Raw genomic sequence first — 17,672 nt, 5'->3', positions numbered from 1 at the left:
TTTTACTTTTTGGGATTGAGAACGTGGCGTTTATTCGATAATTTTTGGCGAATGAAAGCAATAACGCCAGGTAATACGCTTAAAATAATGATGCCAAAAATGAGATGGGTAAAATTATCTTTGACCATTGGCATATTCCCAAACAAATAGCCTAACGTAATAAAAGAAGCCACCCAACAAAATGCCCCAATCAAATTATAAGTGAGGAAAAACTTATAATTCATACTGCCAGCACCTGCTACAAACGGAGCAAAAGTGCGTGCAAAGGGAATAAATCGGGCAAAAATGATGGTTTTACCACCATGACGCTCAAAAAACGCATGAGTTTTAGTCAGATGTGCCTTATTAATAAAACGCGAATTAATTTCAAATACACGCGGCCCTATAAAACGACCAATATGATAATTTAGCGTATCACCCAATACTGCTGCAATAAATAAAAGAATGCCCAGAACCCATGGATCCATTGCACCAGTAGATGCTGCCAATGCACCTGCTGCAAACAGTAAACTGTCGCCAGGTAAGAACGGCATCACCACCAATCCTGTTTCCACAAAAATAATCAGAAACAAAATTGCATATATCCATACGCCATAATTGCGAATAAACTCAAGAAGGTGATCATCAACGTGCAAAATAAAATCAATAAGTTCCATGACAGGCTACAGCGCAAAATTGTGATCAAATCCTAGCAGCGCCTTGCCTGAAAGTCAGTATCAATAGGTAAAAAGTTACATCTTTTATTGTCTTTTATTTGGAACGATACGTCTAAAAAATGAATATTTATTGCAAAAACAAACAAGCCTATGATGGCTTTATCAAAACAACATAATTTGAAATTAATCGAAAAGGGCAAGTGTTATGTTTAATCCAAATGTAGTCGTAAAAAACATCGTCACTCAATCTGGTGCGGATTCTGTTATATCGCTGATCGCACGAATCCTCATGGCATATATTTTTATAGTTGCAGGTTGGGGAAAAATTACAGCGTATTCGGCAACTGTTGGTTATATGGAATCGATGGGTGTGCCAGGTGGACTATTACCTTTAACAATTTTGGTTGAATTCGGCGGTGGGTTAGCGCTTTTATTTGGTTTTCAGGCTCGTTTAGCGGCATTGGGACTTGGCGTTTTTAGTATTATTACTGCACTGATTTTCCATGAAGGTTCAGACCAATCTCAAGCCATTAATTTTATGAAAAACTTAACTATGGCGGGAGGCTTATTCTTCCTGATGTTACATGGTGCAGGCAAATTTAGTCTAGATGCAGCGATTGAAAAATAAATTATTCAGACATATAGGGTAAATTAACTTTTACCTTATATTACAAAACTCTAGCCGACATCTTTTTCTCTTTCTGTTTAGATAACTTTGAAGATGTTTAAATTTCTTAGAGAGAATAATGAAAAAATTAATATTTAGAGTTTCAATGCTAACGGCCGTTGTTTTATCTTCCAATGCATTTGCAGGCAAAGATGATCATGTGATTATTCAGGAAGCTGCAAAAAATATTGCGACTGTTCAGCAAGTAGCAAAAATGAAAGATGAAACGGGCGTAACATTGACAGGTCAAATTACCAAACACATTAAAAGTGATCATTATGAGTTTAAAGATAACTCTGGCACGATAAGTCTTGAAATTGATGATGATATTTGGCGTACAGCAGATTTAAAAGTGGGTGATCACGTGCGATTGGTGGGCGAAGTTGATACCCATCGTTATAAGCCGACCGATATTGAGGTCGTGAAAATCGAGAAAATTCACCACTAAAACAAGGGCACTGATTCAGTGCCTTTTTTATACTGTTTTTCCACAAGTTTGTGTCAACTGAAAGAACGTGCGCGACATTATGAAAAATGCTATAATTTTGCGCTTCTCTCGTTGCCTTGCATAGTTGCGTAATCATGACAACCAATACCCACATTACTGATGATCGTATCTTGATTCTAGATTTCGGCTCTCAATACAGCCAGCTGATTGCACGCCGTGTGCGTGAAGCAGGTGTATATTCTGAAATGTATGCTTTTGATATGTCTGAAGAAGACATCCGTGCTTTTAATCCAAATGGCGTGATTTTGTCAGGTGGTCCTGAAAGTGTTCATGAAGAGGGTAGTCCACGTGCGCCACAAGTGGTGTTCGAACTGGGCGTTCCTGTATTGGGAATTTGTTATGGTTTTCAAACCATGTCTGAGCAGTTGGGCGGTAAAGTTGAGCCGGGCACTGTGCATGAGTTTGGCTATGCAGAAGTTGATATTCAACAACGTGATCAACTGATTGGTAATTTGCAGGATCGTGAAGATCAACTGCATGTCTGGATGAGTCATGGTGACAAAGTTGGACGTTTACCAGAAGGTTTTCATACCACAGCGAGTACACCAAGCTGTCCATATGCGGCAGCATCGGATGAAACCCGCCGTTTTTATGGTGTTCAGTTCCATCCTGAAGTCACGCATACGGCAAAAGGTGCAGAATTACTTTCTAACTTTGTTCATAAAATTTGTGGTTGTGGTGGTCTTTGGACACCAGAACACATTATCGATTTACGTGTAGAACAATTACGTCAGCAAATTGGTGATGAAAAAGTATTACTTGGTTTATCTGGTGGTGTAGATTCATCTGTCGTTGCTGCGCTCTTGCATAAAGCCATTGGCGATCAATTAACGTGTGTATTTGTAGATAACGGGTTACTTCGTTTAAATGAAGGCGACCAAGTGATGCAAATGTTTGCAGATAACATGGGCATACGTGTTATTCGCGCAGCTGCAGAAGAGCGTTTCTTAACTGCGCTTGTTGGTGAAGTTGATCCTGAGAAAAAACGTAAAATCATTGGTCGTGAATTTATCGAAGTTTTTGCAGAGGAAGCCCGTAAACTTGATGGCGTAAAATTTCTTGCACAAGGAACAATTTATCCTGACGTGATTGAATCTGCTGCCAGCAAACAAGGCAAAGCGCATGTGATTAAATCTCATCATAACGTAGGCGGTTTACCAGAAGATTTGGCATTTGATTTGGTCGAACCATTACGTGACTTGTTTAAAGACGAAGTGCGTAAGCTAGGTACGACGCTTGGCTTACCACATAGCATGATTTATCGTCATCCATTCCCAGGTCCTGGTTTGGGCGTGCGGATTTTGGGTGAAGTGAAAAAAGAATATGCTGATATTCTGCGTCTGGCAGATGACATCTTTATGCAGGAGCTTCGTTCTAGTGGTTGGTATGACAAAACTGCGCAAGCCTTTGCCGTGTTCCAGCCTGTAAAATCAGTGGGTGTGGTTGGTGATGGTCGCCGTTATGCATGGGTCATTGCTCTTCGTGCGGTTGAAACTGTTGACTTTATGACAGCTCGTTTTGCTCATCTTCCTTATGATTTGGTTGATAAAATCTCAACTCGTATCATGAACGAAATTAAAGATGTTTCCCGTGTGGTATATGATGTTTCATCTAAACCACCTGCAACAATTGAATGGGAGTAATTCAGGGATTTCAAGAAGCGAAGCTTCTTGGCTGAATTACGCCAAGCGCTGTGCTCGCGGCAGAGGGATTTCAAGCATGAGCGAGTTTAAAGCACCGCTTTAAACGAAGCGAAGCTTCTTGCCTGAATTACGCCAAGCGCTGTGCTCGCGGCAGTAGGGGATTTCAAAAAAGAGCGCGTTCCAAGCGCTCTTTTTTATTGCAATCAATTTTAATCTTTTAAGAGGTAGGTACAGGCTTCCAGTACGGCCAACTGGATGAAGGTTTGAATAGATAATTGTGACATAAAAGAGAGCTGTGGGATGTCTCATTACGTTCATGTAGTCCCATCAGTTCCATCATTAATGTATCCAGATCTGCGGTATTAATTTGTTTGTCCAAATTAACCCCAGTATCCTGAATGCCGTCATACCATACAACCAGTGGAACTTGATAGCCAGCCTGAGTATTAGGACTGTGTCCAGCAAAGTTAATTTCATGACCAACCTCATTGCCATGATCTGAGACAAATACAAAGGAGCGCCGCTCTGCGTGATCATTTTTTTGTAAGCTTTGAAAGAAGCGCTTTAATAGCCAGTCCTCATACAAAATATTGTTGTCATAATAATTACGCTGCTGTTGTACGAGCATACCAATATTTTTCTGTTCAAGTTGAGTTTCAACGACATCTGATGTGTCTGATGAAAAACGATTAAACTGCTCAGGGTAACGCAGTTGATAATTGGGATGTGCCCCAATCATATGTACAATAATCAGCTTTTTAGCTTCAGGGCGTTTCAAGATCTCCTGATAGACTGGTAACAGATTTTCATCGAAGGATGTGCTGCTTCGACCTGAACGATGATTGGTATAGATTTGTTCATCAACGAATGAACCAAATAATGAAGAAATATAGCTATCATTTTGGTTACTGATCCAGTACACCTTAAATCCTGCCACTTTGGCATATGCCAACAAACTTTCAGTAGAGTAGTTTGGCTGCTCGACCTGCGTTGCTCTGTGAGTTTCATCTTGAGAGCACCGATCGTAGATGCAGCAGGTGAAAATGCATTACAGAAAATTTTAAATGACGCGCTGTATTTCTCAAGCTCTGGGGTGGTGTTCCGTGGGTAGCCACATACGCCAAAATTTTTACTGGTCACACTGTCTGTGATCATTAATGTATGTGTTTGTGATAGCAGTTGTTGTGGATCGAGGATCAGATTATGTTGCGCGGTATCTAACCATACATGATGAAGTTGTTTGTGTGTCGAAATCTGGCTTTTAAAATTTTGAATTTTAGAATAATAATCTGACCAATACACCACAGGATGCTGTGCGCGAGAAGGTTCGATGAGATAGCTCGCTAAAGTCAGAACACCTAAAAATGAGCAGAAATAGCGGTTAAGTTTAACCTGAAACAACTGTGACCATAACTTATGAATAGGTTGTCCGAAACAGAACCAGAAATAGGCTGTCAAACCGAAGAAAAATATTAGCGCTGATAGTACGAGTGACCTAGCATGGAACTGAAAAAATTCAATGGTTTCTTGCCGTGTGGTATTGGCAATTGCCTGTACAATGAAATAGGCATCGGTATCACTTTGATAAATAAACCAACTGAGTGAGCGTATGCATGCATCGCCCAGAAAAATACTCCACCAAACAATCGCAGCCACTTTCCAGTAGAGTACGGGGCGCGAAATACCTAAATACATCAGCCATGAACCTGGTAATGACAACAAACCCAGTCGTATACCATCAGAAGCATTTCCTGCAATACACAGGATGCCCCCCGTGACCAAAGCTGGGGCAAGCACCAAGAATAGAACGAACAGATTTCGGTGAGTCATCATAGTGCTTAGCGATTCAGGAGAAAACAGTGGATTTGATTAAATAAATCTAATCAAGAATTTTGGGCATTCAATTTAATCTAAAAATAGGAAAGATTGAACCCATTTTTATGATCTTTATGTGACTTCAAAAAATGATCTTACATGCAATCAAGTTTATCTTTTTGTTCCGAATAGCTCATTCATCCATGTAATTTACCTATTTTGATAAGTTTTCTTAGCAGAAAAATCCCTTTAAGTAATGCTTTATTCCTTGCCTTTTTTATTAAAAAACAATATTTATCAAAATATTAAATTCATATAGAAATAAAAATATTGTTTTAAGATATTAAAAGATATATCTTAATATGCATAAATTAATCAATTTGAGAAAAATAAGTATGAAACATGCAAGCGATCATTATTTTGAGCATGCTCCAGCTTCTGAAATGTCTCAACGTTCAGGTCGTCGTGGGCGTTTATTTGAATCGGGTCGAATGAAACTTTTAGTTCTTCATTTGATCCAACAAAACCCAAAACATGGGTATGAAATTATTAAAGAAATTAGTGATTTAGTTGGAGGGGATTATAGTCCCAGTGCTGGCACCATTTATCCAACATTGACCAATCTGGAAGAAATGCATCTGATTTCATTGCTCGATGCTGAGCGTAAACAATATCAAGTAACAGAAGAAGGCGAAGCATATTTAAAGCAACAACAGGACTTGTTGACTGCACTGTTGGAAAAGCTGCGCCTTCGCCGCGAGATTCATAGCAATGACCAATTGATAGATATACACCGCGCGATGGAAAATCTGAAAACGGCTTTGCGACTTAAACTGAATACTGCCGATTTAAAGCTAGAACAGATTCATCAAATTGCTGAAAAGATTGATCAGGCAGCTGTTGAGATTAGTCGTTTATAGCGGAGGGATAATGGTGTTAGACGTACAATACCGACTTAAGCAGGCTGGCTTAAGAGTCACACATTCAAGAATGGCTGTGTTGAAATTACTTGAACAGCAAGGCGATGATTTAACCATCAAACAGATTTATCAGAAATTGCATGTGCAGCATCAGCAACTCAGTCTGGCAACAATTTATCGCGTCGTCAGTGATTTGGTGGATGCAGGTTTAATTGCAAGTTATCAATTTCACCGTGCAGAGGCAAAATTTAATCTGCCAGATCAGAGCAAAAAACAGGTACTTCATATTCAATGTTCAGCATTATCAAGTACTCAACAAGCGCAGTTTTTACAATCCTTACAAGCAGTTTTTCAGCAATTTCAAGTGAACTTAATGCAACTTGAGATTCAAGAAAGTGCTTAATTTAAAATAGAGTAGGAATTTATTTATGAAGCAACATCAATATTTTGTCACTGTTCAGCATCTCAAAGATGCGAAAGGTGAAGTATCAACTTATGCTGAAAAACTTGAGTTTTATACAGGCAATCATGATGATATTTTTAAAATTGTGGAAAAATTGAAAACTGCGGAATTTTTTAATGATCAGACCACACAATCTTTCGCTGTCGGTCTAAAACTATTTGGTGAGGTGATGTTAGAACATCGGAATCATCCGTTATTTACCGAGTTCGCACCGCATTTTCATGATTTTATGAAACATATGAAAAGCCAGATTCCACAGTCAAAATAATCTTTGAGGTGTGCTGTGACACGGATTGTCTTAAAAATAGCACTACACTGTCTTAAAGTTGGACATAGAATGCTGGGTTTATTTTGTTAATATAAAGATAATGAGTAAGATAAGCCACATATGAAAGCAAGCGCAAGGTTTCTTCAGAATATGTTGTTTACGCAATGATAAAAGAACAATGGTCTGAGACACGTTATTCTGATTTAAACGCGTATCCATGTTGTGAATAGCATTTTGATCAGCAATCGCAGCGCTAAATTTTGCTAGCCATTCATATGATTTAAGCACACATTAGGACAAAGATAATGACCAATACCAATTATACGGAAATCTCAGACTCACAGGACTGTGAAAGCTATATCAATCAATTTATTCAGGATTTTCAAATTCGGAGTGCCGAAATTGGTAAAGGTACTGTCATCAAACGTGCTTTACCAAGTCGACAAAAACGCATGATTGGTGCGTGGTGTTTTTTGGATCACGCAGGACCAGTGACCTTCCCACAAGGTGATGGTTTAGATGTTGGACCCCATCCACATACAGGTTTACAAACCTTCACTTGGATGATTGAAGGTACCATGATGCATACCGATAGTCTGGGAACCAAGCAGCTTATCCGCCCGTATCAGGTCAACTTGATGACTGCGGGGCATGGTATTTCGCATACCGAAGTCGCCCCTGATAGTGAAACTAAAATGCATGCAGCACAGTTGTGGATAGCCTTGCCTGATGACAAACTCAATATGCCACCACAGTTTGACCATTATCCAGAATTACCAAAAACCGTTCAGGATCAAGTTGAATTTACCGTATTGGTGGGTGAGTTTATGGGACAAAATTCACCTGTGGCAGTACATACGCCGCTGGTGGGTGTCGATATGACCGCGCAAGCAGATAGTAAAACGCTGATTCCTTTAAATCCTGAGTTTGAATATGGTTTTCTGGCGCTAGATGGTCATGGCTGGGTTAATGGACATGAGCTAAATCAGGATAATCTGGTGGTGTTAGAGCCAGGTCTTGAACAGATTGAAGTCGAAATTCCGAAAGGGCATCGTATTTTATTAATCGGCGGCAAGCCATTTGAAACCCCAATTCTGCTTTGGTGGAATTTGGTGGGGCGTACCACCGAAGGACTACGTGAAGCACGTGAACAATGGGTCAATCATGATGCACGCTTTGGCGAAATTCCTGATTATGACGGCCCTCGTCTTGAAGCCCCAACATTTCCTGATCAAATGAGAGCATCCAAATGAGTGTGATTGCACGTAGTTTAGTAAAGACAGATCCTGCACCGTGGAAAGGTGAAATCACCAGTGGCAAACACCATTTTATCACCGACAAACCTGAGTCTTTTGGCGGTCATGATACTGGACCTGCACCTTATGACTTTCTGACGGCAAGTCTGGCTTCATGTACCATGATTACCTTGCGTATGTATGCACAGCATAAGGAAATAGATTTCGGTGAATTTACCGTCGAAGTAGATTTTTTTATGAATAAAGAGCAGCAGGAGTGGATCGAACGTCGTGTGACTTTTAAAAATCCTTTATCTGCCGAATGGCAAGAAAAAGTGCTAAATGTTTGTAGCAAAACCCCTGTGACCAAAACTTTGCTACGCAGTTTGGAAATTCACACTACATTAGGTTAGTTCTGTTGTAATTAAATAATTTTAAAGTTAAGCCCATGCTATTGCCATGGGCTTAATGCTATAAACATATTTGAAAATCATGGCGAGAAATAGAGAACAAAATGCTGACTTTACATCATCTGGAACAATCACGTTCCTTTCGGATTCTATGGGCTTTGGAAGAGCTACAGCAGGATTATCAGATTAAGCACTATAAACGCTTGCCCACTTTAGCTGCGCCACCTGAACTGAAACAGATTCACCCTTTGGGTAAAGCGCCAATTTTACAGGATGATCATCGTGCAATTGCAGAGTCTGCGGTGATTTTAGAATATCTGCAAAATAAATACGATTTGCAAAATCAGTTTAAACCACAAAATGATGAAGATGCATTTCAGTATTTATATTGGATGCATTATGCCGAAGGTTCGCTTATGCCGTTGTTGGTATTTCAATTGGTCATGAACAATGTGGGTAAAAATGTACCTTTTATCATTCGTCCTATTGCCAATAAAATTACCGATGGTATTACAGCAGGATTTATTCGTCCTCGTTTAAAAGACCACATTGCTTTTTTAGAGGATTATTTATCTCGGCATGACTATTTTGCAGGGGATTTTAGTTTTGCTGATATTCAGATGAGTTTTCCGCTAGAAGCTATTTTGACTCGTACCACAGGTCAATATCCAAATATTCAGGCTTTGCTCGCTCGGATTTATGCCCGTGCTGCTTATCAACGTGCCAAGCAAAAAGGCATTGAATAACTTCAGTCGAATCTTAGCCACGTCCTTGCCGAAGTTGTGAAGGGCGGTAGCCATAATACTGTTTAAATCGAGTACTAAAATGACTGGCGGAACTAAAACCACATTGCAAGGCGATGTCCGTCAAATCATTTGTGCTAGATAAAATAAGCGTATGCGCTTTGTGCAAACGTTGCTGTAACACATATTGATGCGGTGAAATGCGCATAGACTGCTTAAACATGTGAGCAAAATGGTATTCACTCAATTGAGTTTGTGCTGCTAGATCTGCCAAAGTAATGGCTTGATCGAGATGTTGTTCAATCCATTGTTTCAGATGTTTTAACAGGTAAGGTGCAAGACCGCCTGTTACACGTGGAAGTTGCCATTGAACATTGCTGTAGTGTTGTAATAGATGATTAAGCAATAAATTGGCAGTGCTACTGAGTTGTAAATGATTACTCGGTTCCTGCCAGTCGCATCCCAATAAAAAGTGTCGATACAAGCTACTGATTTTGGTATCTGCAACAAAGCTTTGCTCTTGAAGCTGAATCTGTGCGGGTTCTCTGTCCCAGATTTTTGTCGCCAGACTGCGCAAATGCTGATCTGTATAGTACAAATGTACAAAACTAAGATCACCACGAATATCCCAAGTCGACTCTAGTCCTTGTGGCATTAGACAAAATCGATCTGGTGCGCCACCATTGCGCCAACCATGAGGTGTTTTGCGATAACTTTCATACCCACCTTTTACATATAGACTCAAGGTATGATGATTACTACAAACACTGACCAGATCGTGTTGGTTTTTCCAAGCTGCAATTTGCATCCCCGAGCCTAATCGCGCCGTTTCAAGCAGTTGAGTTTTATGCTGTTGCAGTTGCTCAAGGGTCTGGTACTTCATTAGGTGATATCAATTATTTGAGTATTTAGAACATAGGATGAGTTTATCTAGTTTCTTTGTAATAACCCAAATAAGACCATCAAAAAACCGCAAGATTATGTAAGTCACGACAAAGTCCTAAAAGCAGTTCAAGCTAATCTAAACCAAAATTGTCTTATAAATGAGAGGAGTTTGGTCATGAACGTGGCGTTATACACAATTGTAGTCTTCATTTTTGGAACAACATGGATTGCGATTAGTGCTCAGCATGGACATATTACGCCAGTTATTGCGGTGTTCTGGCGGTTTTGTATCGCGGCACTGATCTTATTTGTTGGACTATGCTTATCTAAACGTTTAAAGAAGCTCACATTTATCGATCATTTCTTTTGTCTATTACAAGGTTTATGTATTTTTGGGCTTAACTTTATTTGTTTTTATAGCGCTGTAGCTTATGTAAACAGTGGCTTGGAATCGGTGGTTTTCTCGATGGCAGTGATTTTTAATGCCATCAATAGTTATTTATTTTTTAAGCAGCGTATTTCAGTTTATTTTATCCCCGCAGTAATATGCGGATTGCTTGGAATGTTGGCGTTATTTTGGCATGACTTGACAGTAACGCATATTCATTCGCAGACAGTTTTTGCGATTTTATTATGTGTATTAGGGACGTATGGCTTTTCTTTGGGCAATATGATTAGTCTTCGTCATCAACGACATAAATTGGATGTACTCAGTACCAATGCCTACGGCATGCTGTATGGCGCTATTGTTATGGCAATTGTGGCTGTACTGCGCGGAGAAAGCTTCTTAGCGACATCATCAGGGATTGCGATCAGTGCTGTATTATATCTGGCTGTTGTTGGATCAGTAATTGGTTTTAGCGCTTATTTTCTGTTGGTTGGACGTATAGGCGCAGGTCAAGCGGCATATACCACTTTGTTATTTCCTTTGGTTGCGCTGACTTTGTCTACATTTTGGGAGGGATATCAATGGACATGGAGTGCAGGATTTGGCGTTATTCTAATTTTGTTTGGAAATTTCATTTTATTTCGTCAGCCTCAATGGATCTTAAAATTGCCATATTGGTCTAAATCCTTAAAACATCAATGAGAAATAGCATTTGTCATTTGTTTTGAATAATTTCTCGTCAATATGCATCTTTTCGGGCAAGCTTTAGATAATTGATGTTTTATGAAATTATTGACTAGAAATATGACTTTTTTGTCACTGGGTATCTGTGCAGTTTTAGCATTAACGGCTTGTAATGATTCAAATGATGATCAAAGCCAGAATACAGCATCGACTCAAACGGATCAGCGCGATCAACGATTCTTAAATGCAAAAGCTGGCGATATTCTTCAGGTGAAAATTGCCGATCTCACTCCGACTCAAGGCGCAGTGGGTTATGACCAGATTTATTATAAATTGGGTCGTTGGCAAGGCGATTGGAATCGTCAGACATGGCAAGCAGATCCGACTAATCAACTTAGTTATTTGAATAAAACCATTGGCAAAAAATTCAGTGATTACTGTGAAGCGATTGGGGCGAAAAGTCGTGATGACTTTAATAGTCTTGATCAACTCAAAGCTGCAAATTTAAAACAACTAGATAGTTTTGGCTGTGTCGAAAAACCAGGTACAGAAACCGCTGATTTGAAAACAGTGGTCGTTGGCTATGATGGTCATTTATATTTGACAGATGGTCATCATACCATGACCCAATTACGTGAGTTACCCGATGGCGGAGAGTCTTTAGCTGTTTGGGTACGTGTTGTGGACAATTACAGTGATATTAAAACTGCAGATGAGTTCTGGGCAAAAATGGTGAGCAATGGACGTGCATGGTTGCGAAATGGACAAAACCAAAGCATTACATATCAACAATTACCAAAAAATTTAGGAATAAAATCTACAGCTAATCCAACAGGCATGGAAGAAAATCAGTACCGTTCACTGATGTATTTTATTCGAGATGTTGGTTATAGCAAACCTGACAATGCCACTGACTTTCTGGAATTTTTATGGCAAGACTGGTTAGAAGCTCAGGTTAAATCAGGCATTGTGCAGCCTTTAAGCTTTTATCATCTTGATCCAAAAACTTATGGCGGGGCAGATGTATTGGCAAGCACCACCATCAAAAAGGATTTAACTTTGTCGGGTAGTGCTACAGGTTATACGGCGGCAGTTGCCAACTATGCCTTATTGATCGGAACAGCAGCGCCAGAAACTATGATTTATCAGAATCAGACGGCAAAAAGTCTGGGTAGTTTAAGTTTGCAAAAAAATGCAGATAAAGGTTCGGTAACAGCGAATGCGATAAGCACTTTTGATGAGCTTAATCGGGATGAAGTAAAAAAAGATGGAACACCAAGATCAGGTGGCAGTGTCTGGTATGCTGTTCATTATCGTGAATGCGGTAAACCGACTACGGGAACATGTTGGGGCTGGTAAGCATTTGATCAAAACATTTGAGATAAAAAAGAACGCAATCAGCGTTCTTTTTTGATGCTATGAAGGTATTAACGCTTCACCACAATAGAATCAATGCCACTATGCTGCAAAGTCTGTTGAGCTGCAACGGCTGCTTCTTGCGAATCATAAGGTCCAGAAACCACGCGATACCATGTTTTTCCATTTTCTATACTTTTCACTACATCGGCAGATAAACCATTAAGAATGATTTCTGCACGCCGTGCATCAGCACTGTCTGGATCAGGATAGCTGCGGACTTGTAGGATATATGATGTTTGGTGCGGTTGTTGTACGCTTTCTTCAGCAGCTACGGCAGCCGCAGGATCGCTGCTAACGGGTGCACTGGTTTCACGTGGAGCCTCTACAATTACCACAGGTTGTTGTGGCTTAGTCTCTGGCACCGCTTGTTCAGGGATAGGAGTGACTTGTTGCTGTGGTAGCAAATCATAGAAACGGTAGTCATGATTAGTTTCTTCTTCCTGATAATGTGGAGAAGTCACTTCATTTTTGGTTGAAACAGGCTTCCACGGCTTCCACAGCATCAATACTACGGCGATGCACATGAGAACCAAAATAGCCACCAATGTTCCTAACCACTTTGGAATCAGTGGTTTCTTCGGTTTATTTGGTCGCTCAGATACACCGCGCTGCGTTTTTCCAAACACGTGAAATCCTCTTCAAATTAGGTCATCAGACCAAAAAGATATTGGTCTGAGGTGTAAGTCAAACGATAGATGATTTACATTGATTTTGGCGCAGATACGCCAAGCAATTCTAAGCCATTACGCAATACTTGTTGTACATTGACTGACAACAAAAGACGCGCTTGAGTTAATGTCGCATCATCATTCAAGACTTTATGCTCATTGTACCAACCGTGAAATAATGCTGCTAACTCTTTCAAATAATTACCAATTTGATGCGGTTCGTAAGCATTTGCCGCACGTACAATAATATCTGGATAAGCTGCAAGTTTCGATAAAACTTCTGTTTCTGCATCAAGTTCCAGACGTGACGCATATTGACGTGCTTGAACTGAGTCAAAGTTGATATTATTAGCCGCGGCTTTTTCTAGCATACGACAAATACGGGCATGGGCATATTGAATGTAATACACCGCATTGTCCTTGCTTTGTGATACAGCAAGATCCAAATCGAAGTCAATATGTTGCTCAGATTTACGCATCACGTAGTAAAAACGTGCTGCATCGTTGCCTACTTCTTCACGAAGTTCACGTAAAGTCACAAATTGCCCTGAACGTGATGACATTTGTACCATTTCACCACCACGCCATAAACTTACAAACTGAACTAGAAGTACGGTAAGTTTCGCAGAGTCATAACCCAGCGCATCAATCGCAGCTTTTACACGTGCGATATAACCATGGTGATCTGACCCCCAGATATCTACAATATGCGTATAACCACGTTGTAATTTATCTAAATGATAGGCGATGTCGGAAGCAAAATATGTGGTTTGCCCATTACGACGTTTTACCACGCGGTCTTTTTCATCACCAAATTCAGTCGATTTAAACCAGATATTGCCGTCTTTTTCATAGAGAAAACCACGTTGATCCAGTGTTTGTAAGGCTTCTTCGATTTTATCGGCCAGTGAAGCTTCACTAAACCAACGATCAAAGGTGACACCGAAATCAGCAAGATCATCTTTAATATCATCTAAAATAGCTTTAAGTGCCGCCTGATGAAAAACACGATAACCTTCGACGAGTAACTGCTGTGAATTGGCAATCAGGCCATCAATATGTTTTTCTTTATCACCAGAAAGAACAACTTTATTGCCTTCTGCATCCAGTTCAGCAGCATATTGCACATCTTCTGGTACATCTTGATAAACATTGGTTACAGCACGAACATAAGCATCACCATCTTTGTCGATAATGCTTTGTGCAATTTCCTTGACATAATCACCTTGATAAGCATTTTTAGGAAAAACAAGGTTTTGTCCAAGTAATTCAAGATAACGTAAATACGTCGAAGTCGCCAAAATATCCATTTGACGACCTGCATCATTGACATAATATTCACGATCGACTTTGGCACCTGTTGCTTCTAATAAGTTCGCTACGGTCATGCCATAAGCGGCACCGCGACCATGTCCCACATGTAAGCTCGAAGTTGGGTTGGCAGAAACAAATTCCACTTGAATTTTTTGTGCGCCATTGACCTGACTACGGCCAAATTGGTCTTTTTGTGCCTGAATTTGATCTAATATGGCATAACGCTGATCTGCATTTAAAAAGAAATTGATAAACCCTGGACCTGCAATTTCAGCTTTAGTAATGTCTGCGACTTCTGGCAGATGAGCCAATACTTTTTCAGCCAAATCGCGTGGTTTCATACCCGCAGCTTTTGCACCAACCATTGCAATGTTGGAAGCAAAGTCACCATGACTTCGGTCTTTGGTTCGGGTTAACACACTGTTGTTAGTCCAATCCGAAGGAAGAATCCCTGCTTGTTGAAGAGATTGCACGGCATGATCAAGAGCTGCTTGTATGGCGGTATTCATATCTATCTAAAACGAATGTTCGCGGAAAAACGCTAAATATAGCAAATTTTGTCCGCTTTAGGTGAGGCTGTTTTAGCTGCAAGCCGATTTAATTTAAATGACAGCATCAAAGGCAATCATGGAATGATTTATTTTGAATGACGCATGATTTAGAGCTCGATTTTTTAATCGTTCAGCATGTTGATTTTTAATACGATATAAATATTCTTCATGATAAATCCTAGTGAACTAAGCGGTGACAAACTCTTTTTTTTAATATCTCAAGTTTTGAGTGCAATAGAAGTTATAAGAATTGGAGACGCTATATAAATTACTCAGAATCGCATTTTTTAGATGTCTCATGTTAAATGTTCAGTATTTCAAGAGTTTTAAGAACATTTGTTGCAACAGATAAAAACGCACAAACAGAGAGGCTAAAAAATAATCATATTTGAACATAAAATATTGTCCACAGCATTATCAATTTTAGAAATACCAAATTTGTTTAAAAAAGGCGTAAGCTATATCGAACCGATGAATTGAATGAATAACCGTTTAGCATTTAAGCTGAACAATGAGATGGGCAATGACTGCTGAAAATACCACCAAAAAACTTCCACTTTATATTCCCTACGCTGGCTATACTCTTCTAGAACTCCCACTGCTCAACAAAGGCTCGGCTTTTTCTCAACAAGAACGAGGCTATTTTAATTTACATGGCTTGCTACCACATGTGATCGAAACGATCGAAGAACAAAGTCAACGATCTTATCAACAGTTCACTGCATTTAACGATGACATCAATAAGCATATTTATTTACGAAATATTCAGGATACCAATGAAACCCTGTTTTACCGTTTAATCGAAGATCACTTAGAAGAAATGATGCCGATTATTTATACGCCGACAGTGGGCGAAGCATGTCAGCGTTTTTCTGATATTTATCGTCGTCACCGCGGTGTGTTTGTATCTTATCCAGACCGTGAACATATTGATGATATTCTGCAAAATATTAATCGACGTAACGTTAAAGTGATTGTGATTACCGATGGCGAACGTATTTTGGGATTGGGCGATCAAGGCATCGGTGGCATGGGAATTCCGATTGGTAAGCTCTCGCTTTATACGGCATGTGGCGGTATTAGTCCTGCCTATACTTTGCCTATTACTATTGATGTAGGAACCAATAATCAACAATTACTCAATGATCCATTGTATATGGGTTGGCGTCAGCCACGTATTAGTGGTGATGAATACTATGATTTTATCGATCAGGTATTAACAGGGATTCGTCGTCGTTGGCCACATGCCTTAATTCAGTTTGAAGACTTTGCACAAAAAAATGCGATGCCTTTATTGACCAAATATCGCGATAAGTTCTGCTGTTTTAACGATGATATTCAAGGTACAGCTGCGGTGTCGGTGGGGAGTCTAATTGCAGCAAGTCGTGCTGCGGGTAAACAACTTAAAGATCAAATTGTGGCTTTTCTGGGCGCAGGTTCTGCGGGTTGTGGTATTGCGGAGCAGATTGTTGCACAAATGGTGGCGGAGGGTCTAAGTGACAGCGAAGCCCGTGCACGAGTCTTTATGGTAGATCGCTTTGGACTTATCACAGAGAATCAGCCAAATTTACTGGATTTCCAGCGTAAACTTGCACAAAAAGCTGAGGTGATTTCAGATTGGGGCAATGTGGAAGAGGTTATTTCTTTGCTCGATGTCGTCAAGCATGCTCAGCCCACTGTATTGATTGGTGTCTCTGGTCAACCGGGCTTATTTACACAGGAAGTGATTGAAGCACTCAATACCAACTGTGAGCGTCCGATTGTAATGCCGCTATCAAATCCGACTTCGCGCGTAGAAGCAGTGCCTGCTGATATTATTCAATGGACTAATGGTCAAGCATTGATTGCTACGGGTAGTCCATTTACCCCCGTCAATTATAAGGGGCAACTGTATAATATTGCGCAATGTAATAACTCTTATATTTTTCCAGGAATTGGTTTGGGTGTAATTGCTTCTGGTGCTAAACGTGTGACTGATAATATGCTGATGGCTTCTAGTAATGCACTGGCTGATTGTTCACCATTGCTACAGGACGCTAAGGCGGATTTACTTCCACCACTCTCAGATATTCAGAAAGTGTCCAGAGTGATTGCATTAAAAGTTGCTCAGGCTGCGATTGCAGATGGAGTTGCTGTTCCTTTAAGTGATGAACAAATTCAGATCAATATTGAAAAGGAATTCTGGCAACCTGAATATCGAACCTATAAGCGTGTACCATTTTAATTTGAATTTATTTTCAAATTAGATTGATGCCTGATCGAGAAAAGAGCTTCGGCTCTTTTTTTGTTTCTTTTGCTAAAAAAAATATAAAAATCTGACAAGACTGTACTTTCTTCATTTTTTAAACTTAGACGCGATTTATATCAATAAAATTACAAATGAAGAAACATGATGTCAAACAATCTACCCCCATTATTAGAACATCTAGGCTTAG

Annotated in this window: 16 protein-coding genes and 1 pseudogene; 12 read left to right on the top strand and 5 right to left on the bottom strand. The window is 39.8% G+C overall.

Annotation, left to right across the window (positions count from 1 at the left end):
- Positions 1-2: 2 nt before the first annotated feature.
- Positions 3-656, bottom strand: coding sequence for a DedA family protein (locus A7A69_RS07255; RefSeq protein ID WP_120371465.1), 654 nt, complete (start codon positions 654-656; stop codon positions 3-5).
- Between the two features lie 205 nt (positions 657-861).
- Between A7A69_RS07255 and A7A69_RS07250 the strand changes: the two genes are divergently transcribed.
- The 3 genes from A7A69_RS07250 (at position 862) to guaA (ending at position 3,474) form a co-directional block, all read left to right on the top strand.
- Complete coding sequence (locus A7A69_RS07250) at positions 862-1,284, top strand: DoxX family protein (protein WP_120371466.1); 423 nt, start codon at positions 862-864, stop codon at positions 1,282-1,284.
- Between the two features lie 118 nt (positions 1,285-1,402).
- A complete protein-coding gene (locus tag A7A69_RS07245; RefSeq protein WP_120371467.1) occupies positions 1,403-1,771 on the top strand; it encodes a NirD/YgiW/YdeI family stress tolerance protein in 369 nt (122 codons plus the stop codon).
- A 134-nt stretch (positions 1,772-1,905) separates the two neighbouring features.
- Complete coding sequence (guaA, locus tag A7A69_RS07240) at positions 1,906-3,474, top strand: glutamine-hydrolyzing GMP synthase (RefSeq protein WP_152876755.1); 1,569 nt, start codon at positions 1,906-1,908, stop codon at positions 3,472-3,474.
- A gap of 217 nt (positions 3,475-3,691) precedes the next feature.
- On the opposite strand, the pseudogene A7A69_RS07235 reads toward guaA, so the two are convergent.
- Positions 3,692-5,304 (bottom strand): annotated as a pseudogene (locus tag A7A69_RS07235) (phosphoethanolamine transferase).
- A gap of 380 nt (positions 5,305-5,684) precedes the next feature.
- On the opposite strand from A7A69_RS07235, the gene A7A69_RS07230 reads away from it, so the two are divergent.
- The 6 genes from A7A69_RS07230 (at position 5,685) to A7A69_RS07205 (ending at position 9,331) form a co-directional block, all read left to right on the top strand.
- On the top strand, positions 5,685-6,209 hold the full coding sequence (locus A7A69_RS07230) for a PadR family transcriptional regulator (RefSeq protein ID WP_152876754.1): 525 nt from the start codon (positions 5,685-5,687) through the stop codon (positions 6,207-6,209).
- A gap of 13 nt (positions 6,210-6,222) precedes the next feature.
- The gene (locus A7A69_RS07225; protein WP_187349194.1) at positions 6,223-6,612 is read left to right on the top strand and encodes a transcriptional repressor; all 390 of its coding nucleotides are present in this window, start codon (positions 6,223-6,225) and stop codon (positions 6,610-6,612) included.
- A 25-nt stretch (positions 6,613-6,637) separates the two neighbouring features.
- Positions 6,638-6,940 carry a DUF3861 domain-containing protein gene (locus A7A69_RS07220; protein ID WP_151982528.1) on the top strand — a complete coding sequence of 101 codons (303 nt, stop codon included), beginning with the start codon at positions 6,638-6,640 and terminating at the stop codon, positions 6,938-6,940.
- Positions 6,941-7,245: 305 nt separating this feature from the next.
- On the top strand, positions 7,246-8,193 hold the full coding sequence (locus A7A69_RS07215) for a pirin family protein (RefSeq protein WP_151982530.1): 948 nt from the start codon (positions 7,246-7,248) through the stop codon (positions 8,191-8,193).
- Positions 8,190-8,588: an OsmC family protein gene (locus tag A7A69_RS07210; RefSeq protein WP_120371405.1), complete on the top strand. Its 399-nt coding sequence runs from the start codon at positions 8,190-8,192 to the stop codon at positions 8,586-8,588. The genes A7A69_RS07215 and A7A69_RS07210 overlap by 4 nt, the downstream gene beginning before the upstream one ends.
- Before the next feature lie 101 nt (positions 8,589-8,689).
- Positions 8,690-9,331, top strand: a complete 642-nt coding sequence (locus A7A69_RS07205) for a glutathione S-transferase (protein WP_152876752.1) — start codon at positions 8,690-8,692, stop codon at positions 9,329-9,331.
- Between the two features lie 13 nt (positions 9,332-9,344).
- Here the strand turns inward: A7A69_RS07205 and A7A69_RS07200 are convergent, their stop codons facing one another.
- A complete protein-coding gene (locus A7A69_RS07200) occupies positions 9,345-10,211 on the bottom strand; it encodes a helix-turn-helix domain-containing protein (RefSeq protein WP_152876751.1) in 867 nt (288 codons plus the stop codon).
- A gap of 177 nt (positions 10,212-10,388) precedes the next feature.
- Between A7A69_RS07200 and A7A69_RS07195 the strand changes: the two genes are divergently transcribed.
- A complete protein-coding gene (locus A7A69_RS07195) occupies positions 10,389-11,303 on the top strand; it encodes a DMT family transporter (protein WP_152876750.1) in 915 nt (304 codons plus the stop codon).
- A gap of 81 nt (positions 11,304-11,384) precedes the next feature.
- Positions 11,385-12,644 (top strand): ParB/Srx family N-terminal domain-containing protein, encoded by a 1,260-nt coding sequence (locus tag A7A69_RS07190; RefSeq protein ID WP_152876749.1) that lies wholly within the window; start codon positions 11,385-11,387, stop codon positions 12,642-12,644.
- A gap of 68 nt (positions 12,645-12,712) precedes the next feature.
- Here A7A69_RS07190 and A7A69_RS07185 read toward each other — a convergent pair whose 3' ends face one another.
- Both A7A69_RS07185 and argS read right to left on the bottom strand, forming a co-directional pair.
- The gene (locus tag A7A69_RS07185) at positions 12,713-13,330 is read right to left on the bottom strand and encodes an SPOR domain-containing protein (protein ID WP_151982538.1); all 618 of its coding nucleotides are present in this window, start codon (positions 13,328-13,330) and stop codon (positions 12,713-12,715) included.
- Between the two features lie 74 nt (positions 13,331-13,404).
- Positions 13,405-15,195 (bottom strand): arginine--tRNA ligase, encoded by a 1,791-nt coding sequence (gene argS, locus A7A69_RS07180; RefSeq protein ID WP_152876748.1) that lies wholly within the window; start codon positions 15,193-15,195, stop codon positions 13,405-13,407.
- 565 nt (positions 15,196-15,760) lie between these two features.
- On the opposite strand from argS, the gene A7A69_RS07175 reads away from it, so the two are divergent.
- Positions 15,761-17,461 carry an NAD-dependent malic enzyme gene (locus tag A7A69_RS07175; protein WP_120371398.1) on the top strand — a complete coding sequence of 567 codons (1,701 nt, stop codon included), beginning with the start codon at positions 15,761-15,763 and terminating at the stop codon, positions 17,459-17,461.
- Positions 17,462-17,672: the final 211 nt, after the last annotated feature.

Origin of the sequence: Acinetobacter guerrae, assembly GCF_009372255.1 — a bacterium.
Taxonomy (GTDB): Bacteria; Pseudomonadota; Gammaproteobacteria; order Pseudomonadales; family Moraxellaceae; genus Acinetobacter; species Acinetobacter guerrae.
This window is presented reverse-complemented; position numbering and strand designations above follow the sequence as displayed.

Coding starts and splice junctions, on each gene's coding strand:
- A7A69_RS07255 (WP_120371465.1), bottom strand. CDS start 656: ATGGAACTTATTGATTTTATTTTGCACGTTGATGATCACCTTCTTGAG.
- A7A69_RS07250 (WP_120371466.1), top strand. CDS start 862: ATGTTTAATCCAAATGTAGTCGTAAAAAACATCGTCACTCAATCTGGT.
- A7A69_RS07245 (WP_120371467.1), top strand. CDS start 1,403: ATGAAAAAATTAATATTTAGAGTTTCAATGCTAACGGCCGTTGTTTTA.
- guaA (WP_152876755.1), top strand. CDS start 1,906: ATGACAACCAATACCCACATTACTGATGATCGTATCTTGATTCTAGAT.
- A7A69_RS07230 (WP_152876754.1), top strand. CDS start 5,685: ATGAAACATGCAAGCGATCATTATTTTGAGCATGCTCCAGCTTCTGAA.
- A7A69_RS07220 (WP_151982528.1), top strand. CDS start 6,638: ATGAAGCAACATCAATATTTTGTCACTGTTCAGCATCTCAAAGATGCG.
- A7A69_RS07215 (WP_151982530.1), top strand. CDS start 7,246: ATGACCAATACCAATTATACGGAAATCTCAGACTCACAGGACTGTGAA.
- A7A69_RS07210 (WP_120371405.1), top strand. CDS start 8,190: ATGAGTGTGATTGCACGTAGTTTAGTAAAGACAGATCCTGCACCGTGG.
- A7A69_RS07205 (WP_152876752.1), top strand. CDS start 8,690: ATGCTGACTTTACATCATCTGGAACAATCACGTTCCTTTCGGATTCTA.
- A7A69_RS07200 (WP_152876751.1), bottom strand. CDS start 10,211: ATGAAGTACCAGACCCTTGAGCAACTGCAACAGCATAAAACTCAACTG.
- A7A69_RS07195 (WP_152876750.1), top strand. CDS start 10,389: ATGAACGTGGCGTTATACACAATTGTAGTCTTCATTTTTGGAACAACA.
- A7A69_RS07190 (WP_152876749.1), top strand. CDS start 11,385: ATGAAATTATTGACTAGAAATATGACTTTTTTGTCACTGGGTATCTGT.
- argS (WP_152876748.1), bottom strand. CDS start 15,195: ATGAATACCGCCATACAAGCAGCTCTTGATCATGCCGTGCAATCTCTT.
- A7A69_RS07175 (WP_120371398.1), top strand. CDS start 15,761: ATGACTGCTGAAAATACCACCAAAAAACTTCCACTTTATATTCCCTAC.